Genomic DNA, 14,621 nt, shown 5'->3' with positions numbered 1-14,621 from the left:
GCCACCCCCTCAAGGGGGCGATGCGAGTGGCCCGGCGGAGCCGGTTCCACCGCATCCTGGGCCTAAGGCACGCACGCCGAAAACGTTCGAAGATTGAAACCATGAAAACCGTACGACTCACGATGGCGCAGGCCCTGGTCAAGCACCTGGCCGCCCTGCGGATGGAGGTGGAACACCTCGACGGCCGCACCTCGATCGAACCCTACTGCGGCGGCGTGTTCACCATCTTCGGCCACGGCAACGTGGCCGGCCTGGGCGAAGCCTTGGCGGCCGAGCGTGACCATCTCAGGACCTACCGCGCCCACAACGAACAGACCATGACGCACGCCGCCATCGCCTTCGCCAAGGCCCAGTTCCGCCAGCGCATCATGGCCGTGTCCACCAGCATCGGCCCGGGCGCGACCAACATGGTCACGGCGGCGGCCGTGGCGCACGTGAACCGCCTGCCGGTCCTGCTGCTGCCGGGCGATGTGTTCGCCACACGCCGCCCCGACCCTGTGCTGCAGCAGATCGAAAGCTTCGGCCAGGGCGACGTGAGCGCCAGCGACTGCTTCCGCCCCGTCACGCGTTACTTCGACCGCCTCACCCGGCCCGAGCACATCCTCACCGCGTTGCCGCGTGCCATCCAGACGATGACGGACCCGGCCAACTGCGGCCCGGCCTGCCTCTCGCTGCCGCAGGACGTGCAGGCCATGGCCTTCGACTGCCCCGAGGACTTCCTCAACCCCGGTGTGCTGCGCTTCCGCCGCCCGCCGGCCGACGAGCGCGAACTGGCCAACGCCATCGCGCTGCTGCGCGGCGCCAAGTGCCCGCTCATCGTGGCCGGTGGGGGGGTGCTCTACAGCCAGGCCTGGGTCGCACTGCGCGCCTTCGTCGAGACGCACGGCGTGCCGGTGGTCGAGTCGCACGGCGGCAAGAGCAGCCTGCCCTGGGACCACCCGCTCAACCTCGGCGCCATCGGTGTCGACGGTGTGTCCTGGGCCAATGAGATGGCGCGCGAGGCCGACGTGGTGTTCGCCGTCGGCACCCGCCTGCAGGACTTCACCACCGGCTCGCACGCCCTGTTCCCGCAGGCCCAACTGCTGAGCCTGAACGTGCAGCCCTACGACGCCGGCAAGTGGAGCGGCACCGCCCTGGTGGCCGACGCCCGCGTGGGCCTGGGCCAGCTCGAAACCGGCCTGGCCGGCTGGGCCGCCGACGCCGCCTGGACGGACCGCGCGAAGCAGCAGGCCGCGGCCGCGAACGCCCGCATCACCGAACTGACCACCAACGTCCCGAAGGACATGCTGCCCTACGACGCCGAAGTCATCGGCGCGGTGCGCGACTCGGCCACCGAGCTGGGCCTGGACAGCGGCCAACACGACGTGGCCCTGTGCGCCGCCGGCACGCTGCCCGCCGAGCTGCACAAGCTCTGGCGCGCCAGCCTGCCGGGCAACTACCACATGGAGTACGGCTATTCGTGCATGGGCTACGAAGTGGCCGGCGGACTGGGCGTGAAGATGGCCCGTCCGGACCAGGAGTCCATCGTGCTGGTGGGCGACGGCTCCTACATGATGGCCAACTCCGAGCTGGCCACCTCGGTCATGCTCGGCCAGAAGATCATCGTGGTGGTGCTGGACAACCGCGGCTACGGCTGCATCCAGCGCCTGCAGACAGCGACCGGCAGCCCGGCCTTCAACAACCTGCTCGACGACTGCGTGCCCGAAGGCGGCGAGCGCAGCAGCATCGACTTCGCGATGCACGCGCGGTCCATGGGCGCTGACGCGGTGCACGTGAAAGACGTGGCCGAGCTCAAGGCCGCCATGGTCAAGGCCCGCCAGGCCAGACGCACCCAGGTCATCGTGATCGACACCACCCACACCCGCACCACCGATGGCGGCTGCTGGTGGGAAGTGGCTATTCCTGAAGTGTCCGGCCGCGCCGGGGTGCGCGAAGCCCATGAACGCTACACCCAGGCACAACGACTGCAGCGCCTCTGACCCCCATCCCATCAAAATCGAAAGAGTGAGAACACCATGAGCTGGAACGTCCGTATCGGCATCAACCCCCTGTCGTGGATGAACGACGACCTGCCCTCGCTGGGCGGGGAAACGCCGCTGGAAACCGCACTGAAGGAAGGCAAGGAGATCGGTTACGAAGGTTTCGAGCTGGGCAACAAGTTTCCGAAGGACGGCCCGGGCCTGAAGGCCAAGCTCGACGAGTTCGGCCTGGCCTGCGTGTCGGGCTGGTACTCGGGTTTCCTGGCCGAGCTGGAGCCGGGCCAGACCAACGAACAGGCCGTCGCCGCGGAGATCGAACGCTGCAAGGCGCACATGAGCAAGCTGCAGTTCAACGGCGTCAAGGTGGTGGTCTACGGCGAGTGCGCCGGCACCGTGCAGGGTCAGATGGACACGCCGGTGTCCAAGCGCCCGCAGTTTGCCAGCGATTCAATGTGGCTGGCCTACGCCGAGCGCCTGAACGCTTTCGGCGAGCACCTGCTCCAGACCTACGGCATCCAGCTGGCCTACCACCACCACATGGGCGCCTACGTCGAATCGCCCGCCGACGTGGACAAACTGATGGCGCTCACCGACCCGGCCAAGGTTTTCCTGCTGTTCGATACCGGCCACGCCTACTTCGGTGGCGCCACCAGCCCGGTGGAGCTGCTGAAGAAACACGTCAAGCGTGTGGTGCACGTGCACTGCAAGGACGTGCGCACGCCCGTGATCGCCCAGGCGCGCAACGACGGCTGGAGTTTTCTGAACGGTGTGATCAATGGCACCTTCACCGTGCCGGGCGATGGCAGCATCGACTACGCCAGCGTGCTCAAGACCTTGAAGGACAACGGCTACGAAGGCTGGCTGGTGGTCGAGGCCGAGCAGGACCCGGCGGTGGCGCCGAGCTACCAGTACGCCCAGAAGGGCTACGAGACCCTGCGCTCGTTGGTGGACAGCCTGAACTGATCGACAGGAGACACACCATGGTCAGCCCATTGCTCGCCAAGGCCGCGCCCACCGGGCGCGAGATCGTCAACGTCACGCCCGAAAGGGCCGGCTGGACGCATGTGGGCTTTCGCGCCCTGCGCCTGGCGGCCGGAGAGTCGGAAACGGTGGACACCGGCGAGCGCGAGCTGTGCCTGGTGGTGCTCACCGGCACGGTGGACGTCACCATCGACGGTGAAACGTACGCCAACATGGGCACGCGCAGCAGCGTGTTCGAAGAGGTGTCGCCGGCCGCGGTCTACGTGCCGCCCGGCAAGGTGGTGCACATCCGTGCGGTGCGCGCGGCCGAGGTGGCGCTGTGCACGGCGCCGGCCGATGCGCGCAACCGCAAGGTCAGCGTGCTGGATTCTTCAAAGATGAAACGCAGCGTGCGCGGCAAGGGCACGAACACGCGCTACGTCTGCGACATCCTGCCGCACGACGACCCGACCGCGGCGCACCTGCTGGTGGTGGAGGTGGTGACGCCGGCCAGCCATTCCAGCAGCTACCCGCCGCACAAGCACGATCAGGAAACGCCGCCGGTCGAGACCCAGCTGGAAGAGACCTACTACCACCGCCTCAACCCGCCGCAGGGGTTTGCCTTCCAGCGCGTCTACACCGACGACCGCAGCATGGACGAAGCCTGCGCGGTGGAAGACCACGACGTGGTGATGGTGCCGCGCGGTTACCACCCGGTGGTGGCGCCGCACGGCTACGACCTGTACTACCTGAACGTGATGGCGGGGCCGAACCGCTTCTGGGTCTTCAAGAACGACCCGGCGCATGAGTGGATGATCAAGTAGCTCCCCCCGCGCCGCCTGCGGCGTCACCCCCCAGGGGGCGATGCGAGTGGCCCGGCAAAGCCGGTTCCACCGCATCCTGAAGAGAGTCACGCGCTCCGGAGTGAGCAGGGACTTTCCGGCGCGGAGGATTTGACCGAGGGCATCGCGGAGCCGGCTTCGCCGGGCCCAGATGCCGTCCCCTTTCAGGGGGGAAGCCGCGTCAGCGGCGCAGGGGGGTTACTCCACCTCGTGCCGGTCGGCGGCGGCGAACAGGTCTTGGGCAAAAGCCGGATCGGAGTCCAGCAGGTCCATGGCCATGGCGCGCACCTGTTCGGCTTCTTCGAAACGGGTCAGCTTGCGCGGGGTGGTGACGGCCAGAAGCCGCGCGCTCAACAGGGCGCGGGCGCGTTGCAGGCCTTCGTGGAACCAGGCGGCGATCGGGGCGACCAGGGAAGGGTGGGCGGTGTGGGCAAGGACGCTGGACATGGCGTTTCTCCTATCAAGCAAGCAAACAACAAATGTTGCAGTGCAGTATAGGGTAAACCCTAGGTTTTTGCATCAGCCCTGATCAAGAATCCCCACGCGCCGTGACGCAATGCCCGTTTCGAGCCCGGTGTGAGGTGGCATGCGTTCCGTTCAAACCTGCGGCTGTGCGGCGCGCCGGATCCAGTCACGGAACGCTTGCAGCGGCGGGTAGCCCTCACGGTGCGCAGGCCATGCAAGGTAATAGCTCCCGCTTTCCAGCGGGCCGTCCACGGGCATGACCAGATCGCCGCGCGCGAGTTCGCCGTCGATCAGGAACCGGGGCAGCAGGGCGCAGCCGAGTCCGGCGGTGGCGGCTTGCGCGGCCATCGCGAACTGATCGACCAGCATGCCGTGGACCTCGGCGGCGTGCACACCCATCGCCGCGAACCAGCGCTCCCAGGCGTCGGGGCGGCTGACCAGGTGCAGCAAGGGCGCAGAGAGCAGGTCGGCGGCGGACCGGATCGGGTGTTGTGCCAGCAGCCCGGGGCTGCACACGGGCACCACCGTCTCGTTCATCAGGCCATCCAGTGTGGCGCCGGGCCACTGCGGCGTGCCGAAGTGGATGGCGGCGTCCATCGACTCGGCTTGGAAGTCAAAGGGCACCAGTCGCGTCGTCAGATTGACGGTGATGCCGGGGTTGTGCGCCAGAAACTGCGGCAGCCGGGGCGCGAGCCAGCGGGTGCCAAAGGTCGGGAGGATGGCCAGGTTCAGCGTGCCGCCCCGGGGGTTGGCCCGAAAGGCCAGGGTGGCGGCGGACACGCGCCGCAGCGCGGCCCGGATTTCCTGGGCGTAGGCCTCGCCCGCCATGGTCAGGCGGACCGTCTGGCGCTCCCGGGTGAACAACTCGGCGCCGAGCTGTTCCTCCAGCCCCCGGATCTGCCGGCTGACCGCGCTTTGCGTGAGGTGGAGCTCGCCGGCGGCTGCGGTGAAGCTGCCCAGCCGGGCGGCCGCCTCAAAGGCTCTGAGCACGCCCATCGATGGCAGGAACCGTGGGGGGAGTTGGGGTTGGGTCATTGCCGTTGGTCATTCGAAAACCGAATGACATCGGTCGGCATTATCGTTTGACCTGCCTCTATGTCCCGGCAAAACTACCTCCCTGTACCGCGGAGTTGAGAAGGCTTCAGAATGAACTGGGCTGCTCTCTGTGCCTGTGGAAGTCCCCCTCCATGTCGCCATGAACCACCCTGATCGCCTGAGTCCCGACGAAATCCGCTCGCATTGGGCCTGCCCATGAACCTCGATCCCCGTTCACACGGCCTGTGGGAGGCCTCCGCACCTCCGGCACCGACCACTTCGGCGCTGACCTCGACGCTGCACGCCGATGCGGTGGTGGTCGGCGCCGGGTACACCGGTCTGTCGGCCGCCCTGTACCTGGCGCAGCGCGGCGCCCGCGTGGTGGTGCTGGAGGCGCAGGAGGTGGGCTTTGGTGGCTCCGGGCGCAACGTGGGCCTGGTCAATGCCGGCATGTGGGTCATGCCCTCCGCGCTGCCCGGCGAGCTGGGCGAAACACGGGGCACCCGGCTCTTGAACCAGCTGGGCAACGCACCCTCCCTGGTGTTCGAGCTGATCGAGCGCCACGGCATGGACTGCGAGCCGCAGCGCAGCGGCACCCTGCACTGCGCCCCCGACGCGGCGGGCCTGCGCGACCTGCACGAACGGGCGCGCCAGTGGCAGGCCCTGGGTGCGCCCGTGAGGGTGTTGTCCCAGGCCGAGACGGCGCAGAAGACCGGCACCGAGGCGTACCTGGGCGCGCTGCTGGACCTGCGCGCGGGCACCGTCCAGCCCCTGGCCTACGCCCGGGGGCTGGCCCATGCCGCCATAGCCGCCGGTGCGCAGCTGCACACCCGCACGGCGGTGACCTCGGTGCAGGACGAGGGACAGCACTGGCGCCTGGACACCGCGGGTGGCGCCGCCGTTCACGCGCCCTGGGTGATCGTGGCCACCAACGCCTATTCCAGCGCCGACGGGCCCTGGGGCGCGCTGCAGGCCGAGCTGGTCCGGCTGCCGTACTTCAATATGGCGACGACCCCGCTGCCGCCCGCGGTTCTGAAACACATCCTTCCCGAGCGCCAGGGCGCCTGGGACACGCGCCAGGTGCTGTCCTCCTTCCGTCTGGACCGCCAGGGACGCCTGGTGTTGGGCAGCGTCGGCGCGCTGCGTGGCCTGGGCCACCGCATCCACCGCGACTGGGGCCGCCGCGCCCTGGTTCGGCTGTTCCCGCAACTGCGCGGCGTTTCCTTTGAACACGAGTGGTACGGGCAGATCGGCATGACGGCCAACGCGCTGCCGCGTTTTCACCCACTGGCCCGCAACACCGTGGCCTTCTGCGGCTACAACGGGCGCGGCATCGCACCCGGCACGGTGCTGGGCCGCGAGCTGGCGCGCCTGGTGCTGGGCGAGATCACGGCCGCGGACCTGTCGCTGCCCGCCACCGACACCGCGCCGGCGCGGCTGAAGGCGGCGCGGGAAGTTTTCTACGAGATCGGCGCGCAGTTCTCGCACCTCGTCGGTGCCCGGTGATCAGCAACACCCCCTGCGCCGCTGTGCGGCTTCCCCCCTCAACCTCTCCTTCCACAACATCCCCTGAAATCCCCATGCCCCATCCCCTGTCCCAAACCACTTCGCAACGGCTGGCCCGCCTGGGTGTGGACCCCAGCGCATTCACCGGCGGTGCACTGACCGTGTGCTCGCCGATCGACGGCAGCGCGATCGGCGCCGTGCATCCGGCCTCGGCCGAAGCGGTCGCAGAGGCTGTCGGCCGGGCCGAGTCGGCCTTCAAGGCCTGGCGCAGCGTGCCCGCGCCGCGCCGCGGCGAGCTGATCCGCCTGTTCGGCGAGGAGCTGCGCGAGCACAAGCAGACACTGGGCGAGCTGGTGTCGGTGGAGGCGGGCAAGATTCGCTCCGAGGGCCTGGGCGAGGTGCAGGAAATGATCGACATCTGCGATTTCGCGGTCGGTCTCTCGCGCCAGTTGTACGGCCTGACCATCGCCTCCGAGCGCCCCGGCCACCGCATGATGGAAACCTGGCACCCGCTGGGTGTGGTGGGCGTGATCAGCGCTTTCAACTTCCCGGTCGCGGTCTGGGCCTGGAACGCCGCGCTGGCCGTGGTCTGCGGCGACGCCGTGGTGTGGAAACCGTCGGAGAAGACACCGCTGTCGGCGCTGGCCTGTCAGTCCCTGTTCGAGCGCGCCGCGCGCCGCTTCGGCGACGAGGCCCCGGCAGGCCTGTCGGAGCTGGTGATCGGCGCGCGCGACGCGGGCGAGGCGCTGGTGGACGACGTGCGCGTGGCCCTGGTCTCGGCCACCGGCAGCACCCGCATGGGGCGCGAGGTCGGGCCCCGGGTGGCGCGCCGTTTCGGTCGCTCGCTGCTGGAGCTGGGCGGCAACAACGCGGTCATCGTCGCGCCCACGGCCGATCTGGACCTGGCGGTGCGCGGCATCGCCTTCGCCGCCGTCGGCACCGCCGGCCAGCGCTGCACCAGCACGCGCCGCCTGATCGTGCACCAGAGCCACCAGGCCGTTCTGGTGCAGCGGCTGAAGAAGGCCTACGCTGGCCTGCCCATCGGCCACCCGCTGGCGGCCGACACCCTGGTCGGGCCGCTGATCGACGCCCAGAGCTTCGAGGCCATGCAAAGCGCTTTGCGCGCGGCGACTGAACAGGGTGGCCGGGTGTTCGGCGGCGAGCGGGTGCTGGCGGCGCAATACCCCGAGGCTTATTACGTCAAACCGGCCATCGTGGAGATGCCCGCGCAGACCGAGACGGTCTGCCACGAGACCTTCGCGCCCATCCTGTACGTGATGAGCTACGAGCGTTTCGAGGATGCGGTGGCGCTGCAGAACGCCGTGCCCCAGGGCCTGTCCTCGGCCATCTTCAGCAACGACCTGCGCGAGACCGAGGCCTTTCTCTCAGCGACGGGCTCCGATTGCGGCATCGCCAACGTGAACATCGGCACCTCGGGCGCCGAAATCGGCGGCGCCTTCGGCGGCGAGAAGGACACCGGCGGCGGACGCGAGTCGGGCTCGGACGCCTGGAAGGCCTACATGCGGCGCGCCACCAACACCATCAACTACTCGCGCGAGCTGCCGCTGGCGCAAGGTGTGCGCTTTGACGTTTGACGTCCCCCCGCAGCGCTTCGCGCTACCCCCCAGGGGGCTGAGGGCCGCGGCTCCAAGCCTGCCTGCGCAGGCTTGGACGGTCCGAAGAAGCCTCGCCTCTGGCGAGGCTGCGGCCTGCAAGGCGCACTGGCCGTCCGGCAGAGCCGGCCCGGCGGTGCCCTGGGTTGGGCCGCTTCATGCGTTGCGGGTGGCGCTCCGGTGCCATGGGAACGGATACGGCTTCGCCTCATGCTTCGTGGTCTTCCGTTGATCACTCTGTCTTTGTGTTGATGCCGTCGAAAAACCCCGGCGCCAGCGCCTCCCGCAGGTAGGCCACCAGGGCCGTCACCGCGCGCGGCACGTGGGCCGAATAGGGCCGGATCGCGTAGAGCTGTTCGGCGAACGCGCCCACCGGCTTCCACGCCGGCAGCACCTGCACCAGCTTGCCCGCGAGCAGGCTGGCCTGCGCGCTGAAGTCGGGCAGCAGCGCAATGCCCAGCCCGCCCAGGGCCGCGTCGCGCAGCGCCTCGCTGTTGTTGGCCGCCAGCGAGCCCGACACCTGCACCGTCACCCGATCGGCGCCGGCCTGAGGCCTGAGCGGCTCCAGCGTCCAGGCCGGTGTGTCCTGCGAGCGTGGGTAGTGCAGGCAGTTGTGCCGCGCCAGATCGGCCGGCGCCTGCGGCGTGCCCTGGCGGCGCAGGTAGGCGCGGCTGGCCACCAGCACCGAGCGCGTGGCGCACAGCGTCCAGGCCACGTGGGTGTCGGGCGGGTTGGCCGTGTGGCGGATCGCCAGGTCGAAGCCCTCGGTGGCCAGCGACGACAGGTGGTCCGACAGGTTCAGCTCCAGCCGCACCTCGGGGTACTGGCGCAGGAAACCGGCCAGGTGCGGCACCAGCTGCTGGCGGGCGAAGGCCACGGGCGCCGTCACGCGCAGCAGGCCACGCGGCGCGCCCGCCGCATCACGCACCTGCGCGAAACACTGCGCGATGTGTTCGAACGAGGCCCGGGTGTCGTCCACCAGGCGCTGGCCGGCCTCGGTCAGGCGCACGCTGCGCGTGGTGCGCTGCACCAGCGCCACGCCCGCCATGCGCTCCAGCTCGGCGATGCGCTGGCTCACCGCCGCCTTGCTCACGCCCAGCCGTGCCGCCGCCGCCGTGTAGCTGCCCTGCTGGGCCAACACGCCCAGCCAGTGGAAGTGGCCCCAAAGCTCTTGGTGCCGTTCGTGGATCTTCGGTTCGTTCATGGGGCGTATTGTTCATGATTTTGAACAATCAATTCAGGTTTTCGGCCTTGTATCGGGCGGGTGCGCTCCCTACACTGCATCCACCGTTTACCCACACCGAGACACACCATGACCACCGCCATCACCCACTACATCGCTGGCGCCCGCGCTGCCGGCACCTCCCCCCGCGCGCAGGACGTGTTCAACCCCGCCACCGGCGCCGTCACCGGCCGCGTGGCGCTGGCCAGCGCCGTTGACGTGGACGCCGCCGTGGACGCCGCGCAGGCCGCGTTCCCGGCCTGGTCGGACACGCCGCCGATCCGCCGCGCCCGTGTGATGTTCAAGTTCTTGGAGCTGGTGAACCAGCACAAGGACACGCTGGCGCAGCTGATCACGGCCGAACACGGCAAGGTGTTCACCGACGCGCAGGGCGAGGTGGCTCGCGGCATCGACATCATCGAATTCGCCTGCGGCATCCCGCAACTGCTCAAGGGCGACTTCACCGACCAGGTCTCCACGGGCATGGACAACTGGACCCTGCGCCAGCCCCTGGGCGTGGTGGCCGGCATCACGCCGTTCAACTTCCCCGTGATGGTGCCCATGTGGATGTTCCCGGTGGCCATCGCCGCCGGTAACACCTTCGTGCTCAAGCCCAGCCCCATCGACCCCAGCGCCAGCCTTTTCATGGCCGAACTGCTGCAACAGGCCGGTCTGCCCAATGGCGTGTTCAACGTGATGCAGGGCGACAAGGAAGCCGTGGACGCGCTGCTGGTGCACCCGGACGTGAAAGCCATCAGCTTCGTGGGCTCCACCCCCATCGCCAACTACATCTACGAGACCGGCGCCCACCACGGCAAACGCGTGCAGGCCCTGGGCGGCGCCAAGAACCACATGGTGGTCATGCCCGACGCCGACCTGGACCAGGCGGTGGACGCATTGATCGGCGCGGCCTACGGCAGCGCCGGCGAGCGCTGCATGGCCATCTCGGTGGCGGTGCTGGTGGGCGACGTGGCCGACAAGATCATGCCCAAGCTGATCGAGCGCACCAAGGCGCTCAAGGTGCTCAACGGCACCAACCTCGCCGCCGAAATGGGCCCGATCGTGACGGCCGCCGCGCACCAGCGCATCACGGGCTACATCGAGGTGGGTGCGGCCGAAGGCGCCAAGCTGCTGGTGGATGGCCGCCAGTTCGATGCGAAGCAGCCCGGCGAAGGCTGCGAAGGCGGTTTCTGGATGGGCGGCACGCTGTTCGACCACGTGACCCCCGACATGCGCATCTACAAGGAAGAGATCTTCGGCCCGGTGCTGAGCTGCGTGCGGGTGCAGGATTTCGCCGAGGCGGTGAACCTGATCAACGCCCACGAGTTCGGCAACGGCACCAGCTGCTTCACGCGCGACGGCAACGTGGCGCGCGAGTTCGCCCGCCGCATCCAGGTGGGCATGGTCGGCATCAACGTGCCGATCCCCGTGCCCATGGCCTGGCAGGGTTTCGGTGGCTGGAAGAAGAGCCTGTTCGGTGACATGCACGCGTACGGCGAAGAGGGCGTGCGCTTCTATACGAAGCAGAAGTCGATCATGCAGCGCTGGCCCGAGTCGATCGGCAAGGGCGCCGAGTTTGTGATGCCGACCGCGAAGTAGATCCCCCCCGCGCCGCCTGCGGCGTCACCCCCCAGGGGGCGCCACTGGCGGCCCGGCGGAGCCGGTTCTGCGGTGGCCTTGGCTGGCGCACTTCCATCTTGCGGGTCTGTCGCCTCGTCGCTCTTTTGGGTGGCGGGGCTTTTTTGTGCCTGCTTCTCTTCGGCCAGATGTAGGGCATATCCGACTCCGCGAATGTCCCCCGGGCCTGCGATCCTCCTCCTTTACTTCGCTGCGCCGGATACGCCATGCACCTGGCCAGCCAACACGGAGGGTCGCCCACACCCGGCCTGCGAGCACCAGCCAACAAGCACCAGCACCGCTTGCAACAAGGTTGTCGACGCAAAGGGCTGGGTTTTCAACGGGTTACTGGGTAGAGTGGCTGGTTATCACCGACCACGATCCCAGGAGACCCTCCATGTACACCGCCGCCCCCACCCGCTACGACAGCATGCCCTACCGGACTTGCGGACACAGCGGTCTGCGACTGCCCGCCATTTCGCTGGGCCTGTGGCACAACTTCGGCGACAGCACGCACCTGGACACCCAGCGCGCCCTGCTGCACACCGCATTCGATCTGGGCATCACCCACTTCGACCTCGCCAACAACTACGGCCCGCCGGCCGGCAGCGCCGAAACCAACTTCGGCGAACACCTGCGGCGCGACTTCCGGCCCTACCGCGACGAACTGCTTATCTCCACCAAGGCCGGCTGGGACATGTGGCGCGGGCCGTACGGCCAGGGTGGCGGTTCGCGCAAATACGTGCTCGCCAGCCTGGACCAGAGCCTCAAGCGCATGGGGCTGGACTACGTGGACATCTTCTATTCGCACCGCTTCGACCCCGACACCCCGCTGGAAGAAACCATGGGCGCGCTGGCCACGGCGGTGCAGCAGGGCAAGGCGCTGTACGTGGGCATTTCCAGCTACTCGGCCGGCAAGACCCGCGAGGCCGCGGCGCTGCTGCGGCAGATGGGTGTGCGCTGCCTGATCCACCAGCCGTCCTACAACCTGCTCAACCGCTGGGTCGAAGGCGAGCTGCTCGATACCCTGAAAGCCGAGGGTATCGGCTGCATCGCCTTCAGTCCGCTGGCCCAGGGCCTGCTGACCGGCAAGTACCTCAATGGCGTCCCCGAGTCGGCGCGCATCAACCAGCCGGGCGGTGGCTCGTTCAAGCCCGAACACCTGAGCGAACAGAACCTGGCCCATGTGCGCGCGCTCAACGAGATCGCCGCGTCGCGGGGTCAGAGCCTGGCCCAGATGGCCGTGGCCTGGGTGCTGCGCCAGCCGGGCATGACCTCGGCCCTGATCGGCGCCAGCAAGCCCGAGCAGATCGTGGATCTGGCGGGCGCGCTGGACAACCTCGCCTTCAGCGCCGAAGAGCTGGCCGCGATCGACCAGCACGCGGTGGAAGGCGGCATCAACCTCTGGAAGAAGCCGTCGACCGACCAACGGCCTTGAAGCTTGCTGAACCTTGCTGTTACGGCTCGCCGATCAAGGTGCCCCAAGGTTTGTCGGTTTCGCCGATGAGGCGGGCCACCACCTTGGCCGCTGGCGTGAGGTGGCCTTGCTTGGGCAGGGCCAGGGTCACGTAGCGCCGCAGATCGGGGCTGACGATGCGGGCGGCCTGCAAGCCGCCCGCGCGCATTTCCTCCGCCACCGAAAACGGCCCCAGCACCGAGTACAGCCCAGGTGAATGGGCCACCAGCTCTTTCTGCACGCGCAACGAGTCGGCCTCCACCACCGCCTGCAGTGCAAAGCCCTTGCTGCGCGCGGTTTCGTCCAGCACGGCGCGCCAGTGTGAGGGTCGGCGCGGCAGCACCAGGCGCAGGCCTTCCAACTGCACGAAGTCGACCGTGCCATCGCGCGTGAGCCGGTCGCCCGGTATCGACACCAGGTAGGTGCCGGCGGTGGCCAGCAGCTTTTCGTCCGCTCCGGTGGGTTTGCGGAAGCGGAACAGCACGGCCATGTCCACGCTGCCGGTGTCCAGCAGCGTGTCGAGCTCGCCGCCCTGGCCTTCGCGAATATTCAGGCGGATCAGCGGGTACTCGGCCTGCAGGCGCAGGTAGAGCCGGGTGATCAGCGGGTGCGCGGCCGAGGGCAGGATGGCCAGCCGCACCTCGCCCATGGGCAGGCCGGCGTCGGCGCGGATGTCGGCCAAGAGCTGGTCGGTGTCGCGCACCCAGCCGCGCACCCGGGTCTGCACCCGCTGACCGAGTTCGGTCAGCGCCACCCCGCGCCCGGTTCGGCGGAACAGCGGGCCGCCACAAGCCGCTTCCAGATCGCTGATCTGGCGGCTGATGTGCGATTGCACCGTGTGGCGCTGGGCCGCTGCCTTGGTGAAGCTGCCGAGCTCGGCCACTTCCAGAAACAGACGGAAGCTGTTGGGGTTGGTGGGTTGGCGTGGCGTCATTGATATGCCTTATGAGAGATGTCTGAAATCTCAGTTTGCATTCTATTCAGATGGCTCCTTGATTCCTAGACTCTGGCCCATCCCTTCCACATCCGTCATTTGAAGCATCAGGAGACACACCGCCATGAAGATCGCCAGTTTTGAAACAGAAGGTCGCGCCACGTACGGTGTCGTCGACGCCGCCGGGTTGTACCACCCGGTACCCGCAACCTTTCAGCAACGTTTTGCCGACCTGAAATCGGTCATCGCCGCGGGCGAACTGGCCAACCTTCCGGCCGCTACTGACGCAGGCCTGCGCGCCGACCAGGTGCGTCTGTTGCCCGTGATCCCCAATCCAGGCAAGCTGATCTGCGTCGGCCTGAACTACAAAAGCCACGTGGCCGAAACCAAGCGCGCCGACAGCGACTACCCCTCGCTGTTCCTGCGCTTCAATGACAGCCTGGCCGCGCACGGCGACGTGGTGCTGCGCCCGGCGTTCTCGGAGCGCTTCGACTGGGAGGGTGAGCTCGCGTTCGTCGTCGGCACCGGCGGCCGCCACATTGCCAAAGAAAACGCCTTTGAGCACATTGCCGGCTACGCCTGCTTCAACGACGTGAGCGTGCGCGACTGGCAGAAGCACACCCACCAGTTCACCCCCGGCAAGAACTTCCCCGGCACCGCGCCCTTCGGCCCGGTGCTGGTGACCCGCGACGAGGTGCCCGACGTGACCGCGCTCACGCTGGAGACGCGCGTCAACGGTCAGGTGATGCAGCACGCCAGCCTGGGCGACCTGATCTTCGACATCCCGACCATCGTGGCCTATGTGTCGCGCTTCACACCTCTCGCGCCCGGCGACGTGATCGCCACCGGCACCCCGGGTGGCGTGGGCGACCGCCGCGAACCGCCGCTGTACATGAAGGAAGGCGATGTGGCCGAGGTCGAGATCACTGGTCTGGGCGTGCTGCGCAACCGCATCGGCACCGACCATTCCGCAGCCTGAACCCGAGACAACC

General features: G+C 68.3%; 12 protein-coding genes. 8 read left to right on the top strand and 4 right to left on the bottom strand.

All coding sequences use genetic code 11. From position 1 onward, the window contains the following. Nucleotides 1–101 precede the first annotated feature (101 nt). Genes iolD through iolB form a run of 3 tightly spaced genes read left to right on the top strand, consistent with a single transcriptional unit; the run spans nt 102 to nt 3,763 of the window. Nucleotides 102–1,979, top strand: coding sequence for a 3D-(3,5/4)-trihydroxycyclohexane-1,2-dione acylhydrolase (decyclizing) (iolD, locus tag HTA01S_RS06205; RefSeq protein WP_068167852.1), 1,878 nt, complete (start codon nt 102–104; stop codon nt 1,977–1,979). A 36-nt stretch (nt 1,980–2,015) separates the two neighbouring features. Continuing rightward, complete coding sequence (gene iolE / locus HTA01S_RS06200) at nt 2,016–2,942, top strand: myo-inosose-2 dehydratase (RefSeq protein WP_068167850.1); 927 nt, start codon at nt 2,016–2,018, stop codon at nt 2,940–2,942. Between the two features lie 17 nt (nt 2,943–2,959). Continuing rightward, nucleotides 2,960–3,763, top strand: coding sequence for a 5-deoxy-glucuronate isomerase (gene iolB / locus HTA01S_RS06195; RefSeq protein ID WP_068167844.1), 804 nt, complete (start codon nt 2,960–2,962; stop codon nt 3,761–3,763). 216 nt (nt 3,764–3,979) lie between these two features. On the opposite strand, the gene HTA01S_RS06190 is transcribed toward iolB, so the two are convergent. Continuing rightward, entirely contained in the window at nt 3,980–4,228 is a 249-nt protein-coding gene (locus HTA01S_RS06190; protein ID WP_068167841.1) for a hypothetical protein, read from the bottom strand. 150 nt (nt 4,229–4,378) lie between these two features. Then, nucleotides 4,379–5,281: a LysR family transcriptional regulator gene (locus tag HTA01S_RS06185; RefSeq protein ID WP_068167839.1), complete on the bottom strand. Its 903-nt coding sequence runs from the start codon at nt 5,279–5,281 to the stop codon at nt 4,379–4,381. A 216-nt stretch (nt 5,282–5,497) separates the two neighbouring features. Between HTA01S_RS06185 and HTA01S_RS06180 the strand changes: the two genes are divergently transcribed. Together HTA01S_RS06180 and amaB are read left to right on the top strand one after the other, a co-directional pair. Beyond that, entirely contained in the window at nt 5,498–6,787 is a 1,290-nt protein-coding gene (locus HTA01S_RS06180) for an NAD(P)/FAD-dependent oxidoreductase (protein WP_068168195.1), read from the top strand. A gap of 74 nt (nt 6,788–6,861) precedes the next feature. Beyond that, nucleotides 6,862–8,382 carry an L-piperidine-6-carboxylate dehydrogenase gene (amaB, locus tag HTA01S_RS06175; protein WP_068167837.1) on the top strand — a complete coding sequence of 507 codons (1,521 nt, stop codon included), beginning with the start codon at nt 6,862–6,864 and terminating at the stop codon, nt 8,380–8,382. 250 nt (nt 8,383–8,632) lie between these two features. Here the strand turns inward: amaB and HTA01S_RS06170 are convergent, their stop codons facing one another. Next, entirely contained in the window at nt 8,633–9,604 is a 972-nt protein-coding gene (locus tag HTA01S_RS06170; RefSeq protein WP_068167830.1) for a LysR family transcriptional regulator, read from the bottom strand. A gap of 108 nt (nt 9,605–9,712) precedes the next feature. On the opposite strand from HTA01S_RS06170, the gene HTA01S_RS06165 reads away from it, so the two are divergent. Next, nucleotides 9,713–11,221 (top strand): CoA-acylating methylmalonate-semialdehyde dehydrogenase, encoded by a 1,509-nt coding sequence (locus HTA01S_RS06165; protein ID WP_068167827.1) that lies wholly within the window; start codon nt 9,713–9,715, stop codon nt 11,219–11,221. A gap of 415 nt (nt 11,222–11,636) precedes the next feature. Then, nucleotides 11,637–12,677 carry an L-glyceraldehyde 3-phosphate reductase gene (mgrA, locus tag HTA01S_RS06160; protein ID WP_068167825.1) on the top strand — a complete coding sequence of 347 codons (1,041 nt, stop codon included), beginning with the start codon at nt 11,637–11,639 and terminating at the stop codon, nt 12,675–12,677. A 19-nt stretch (nt 12,678–12,696) separates the two neighbouring features. Here mgrA and HTA01S_RS06155 read toward each other — a convergent pair whose 3' ends face one another. Continuing rightward, nucleotides 12,697–13,629 (bottom strand): LysR family transcriptional regulator, encoded by a 933-nt coding sequence (locus HTA01S_RS06155; protein ID WP_068167816.1) that lies wholly within the window; start codon nt 13,627–13,629, stop codon nt 12,697–12,699. 124 nt (nt 13,630–13,753) lie between these two features. Here HTA01S_RS06155 and HTA01S_RS06150 point away from each other — a divergent pair, with 124 nt between their 5' ends. After that, nucleotides 13,754–14,608, top strand: coding sequence for a fumarylacetoacetate hydrolase family protein (locus HTA01S_RS06150; protein WP_068167814.1), 855 nt, complete (start codon nt 13,754–13,756; stop codon nt 14,606–14,608). Nucleotides 14,609–14,621: the final 13 nt, after the last annotated feature.

It is taken from the genome of Hydrogenophaga taeniospiralis CCUG 15921 (assembly GCF_001592305.1).
Lineage (GTDB): Bacteria > Pseudomonadota > Gammaproteobacteria > Burkholderiales > Burkholderiaceae_C > Hydrogenophaga > Hydrogenophaga taeniospiralis.
This window is presented reverse-complemented; position numbering and strand designations above follow the sequence as displayed.

What these genes read in the sequence shown, in the direction of transcription:
- iolD (WP_068167852.1), top strand. Translation starts at nt 102, where the DNA reads ATGAAAACCGTACGACTCACGATGGCGCAGGCCCTGGTCAAGCACCTG.
- iolE (WP_068167850.1), top strand. Translation starts at nt 2,016, where the DNA reads ATGAGCTGGAACGTCCGTATCGGCATCAACCCCCTGTCGTGGATGAAC.
- iolB (WP_068167844.1), top strand. Translation starts at nt 2,960, where the DNA reads ATGGTCAGCCCATTGCTCGCCAAGGCCGCGCCCACCGGGCGCGAGATC.
- HTA01S_RS06190 (WP_068167841.1), bottom strand. Translation starts at nt 4,228, where the DNA reads ATGTCCAGCGTCCTTGCCCACACCGCCCACCCTTCCCTGGTCGCCCCG.
- HTA01S_RS06185 (WP_068167839.1), bottom strand. Translation starts at nt 5,281, where the DNA reads ATGACCCAACCCCAACTCCCCCCACGGTTCCTGCCATCGATGGGCGTG.
- HTA01S_RS06180 (WP_068168195.1), top strand. Translation starts at nt 5,498, where the DNA reads ATGAACCTCGATCCCCGTTCACACGGCCTGTGGGAGGCCTCCGCACCT.
- amaB (WP_068167837.1), top strand. Translation starts at nt 6,862, where the DNA reads ATGCCCCATCCCCTGTCCCAAACCACTTCGCAACGGCTGGCCCGCCTG.
- HTA01S_RS06170 (WP_068167830.1), bottom strand. Translation starts at nt 9,604, where the DNA reads ATGAACGAACCGAAGATCCACGAACGGCACCAAGAGCTTTGGGGCCAC.
- HTA01S_RS06165 (WP_068167827.1), top strand. Translation starts at nt 9,713, where the DNA reads ATGACCACCGCCATCACCCACTACATCGCTGGCGCCCGCGCTGCCGGC.
- mgrA (WP_068167825.1), top strand. Translation starts at nt 11,637, where the DNA reads ATGTACACCGCCGCCCCCACCCGCTACGACAGCATGCCCTACCGGACT.
- HTA01S_RS06155 (WP_068167816.1), bottom strand. Translation starts at nt 13,629, where the DNA reads ATGACGCCACGCCAACCCACCAACCCCAACAGCTTCCGTCTGTTTCTG.
- HTA01S_RS06150 (WP_068167814.1), top strand. Translation starts at nt 13,754, where the DNA reads ATGAAGATCGCCAGTTTTGAAACAGAAGGTCGCGCCACGTACGGTGTC.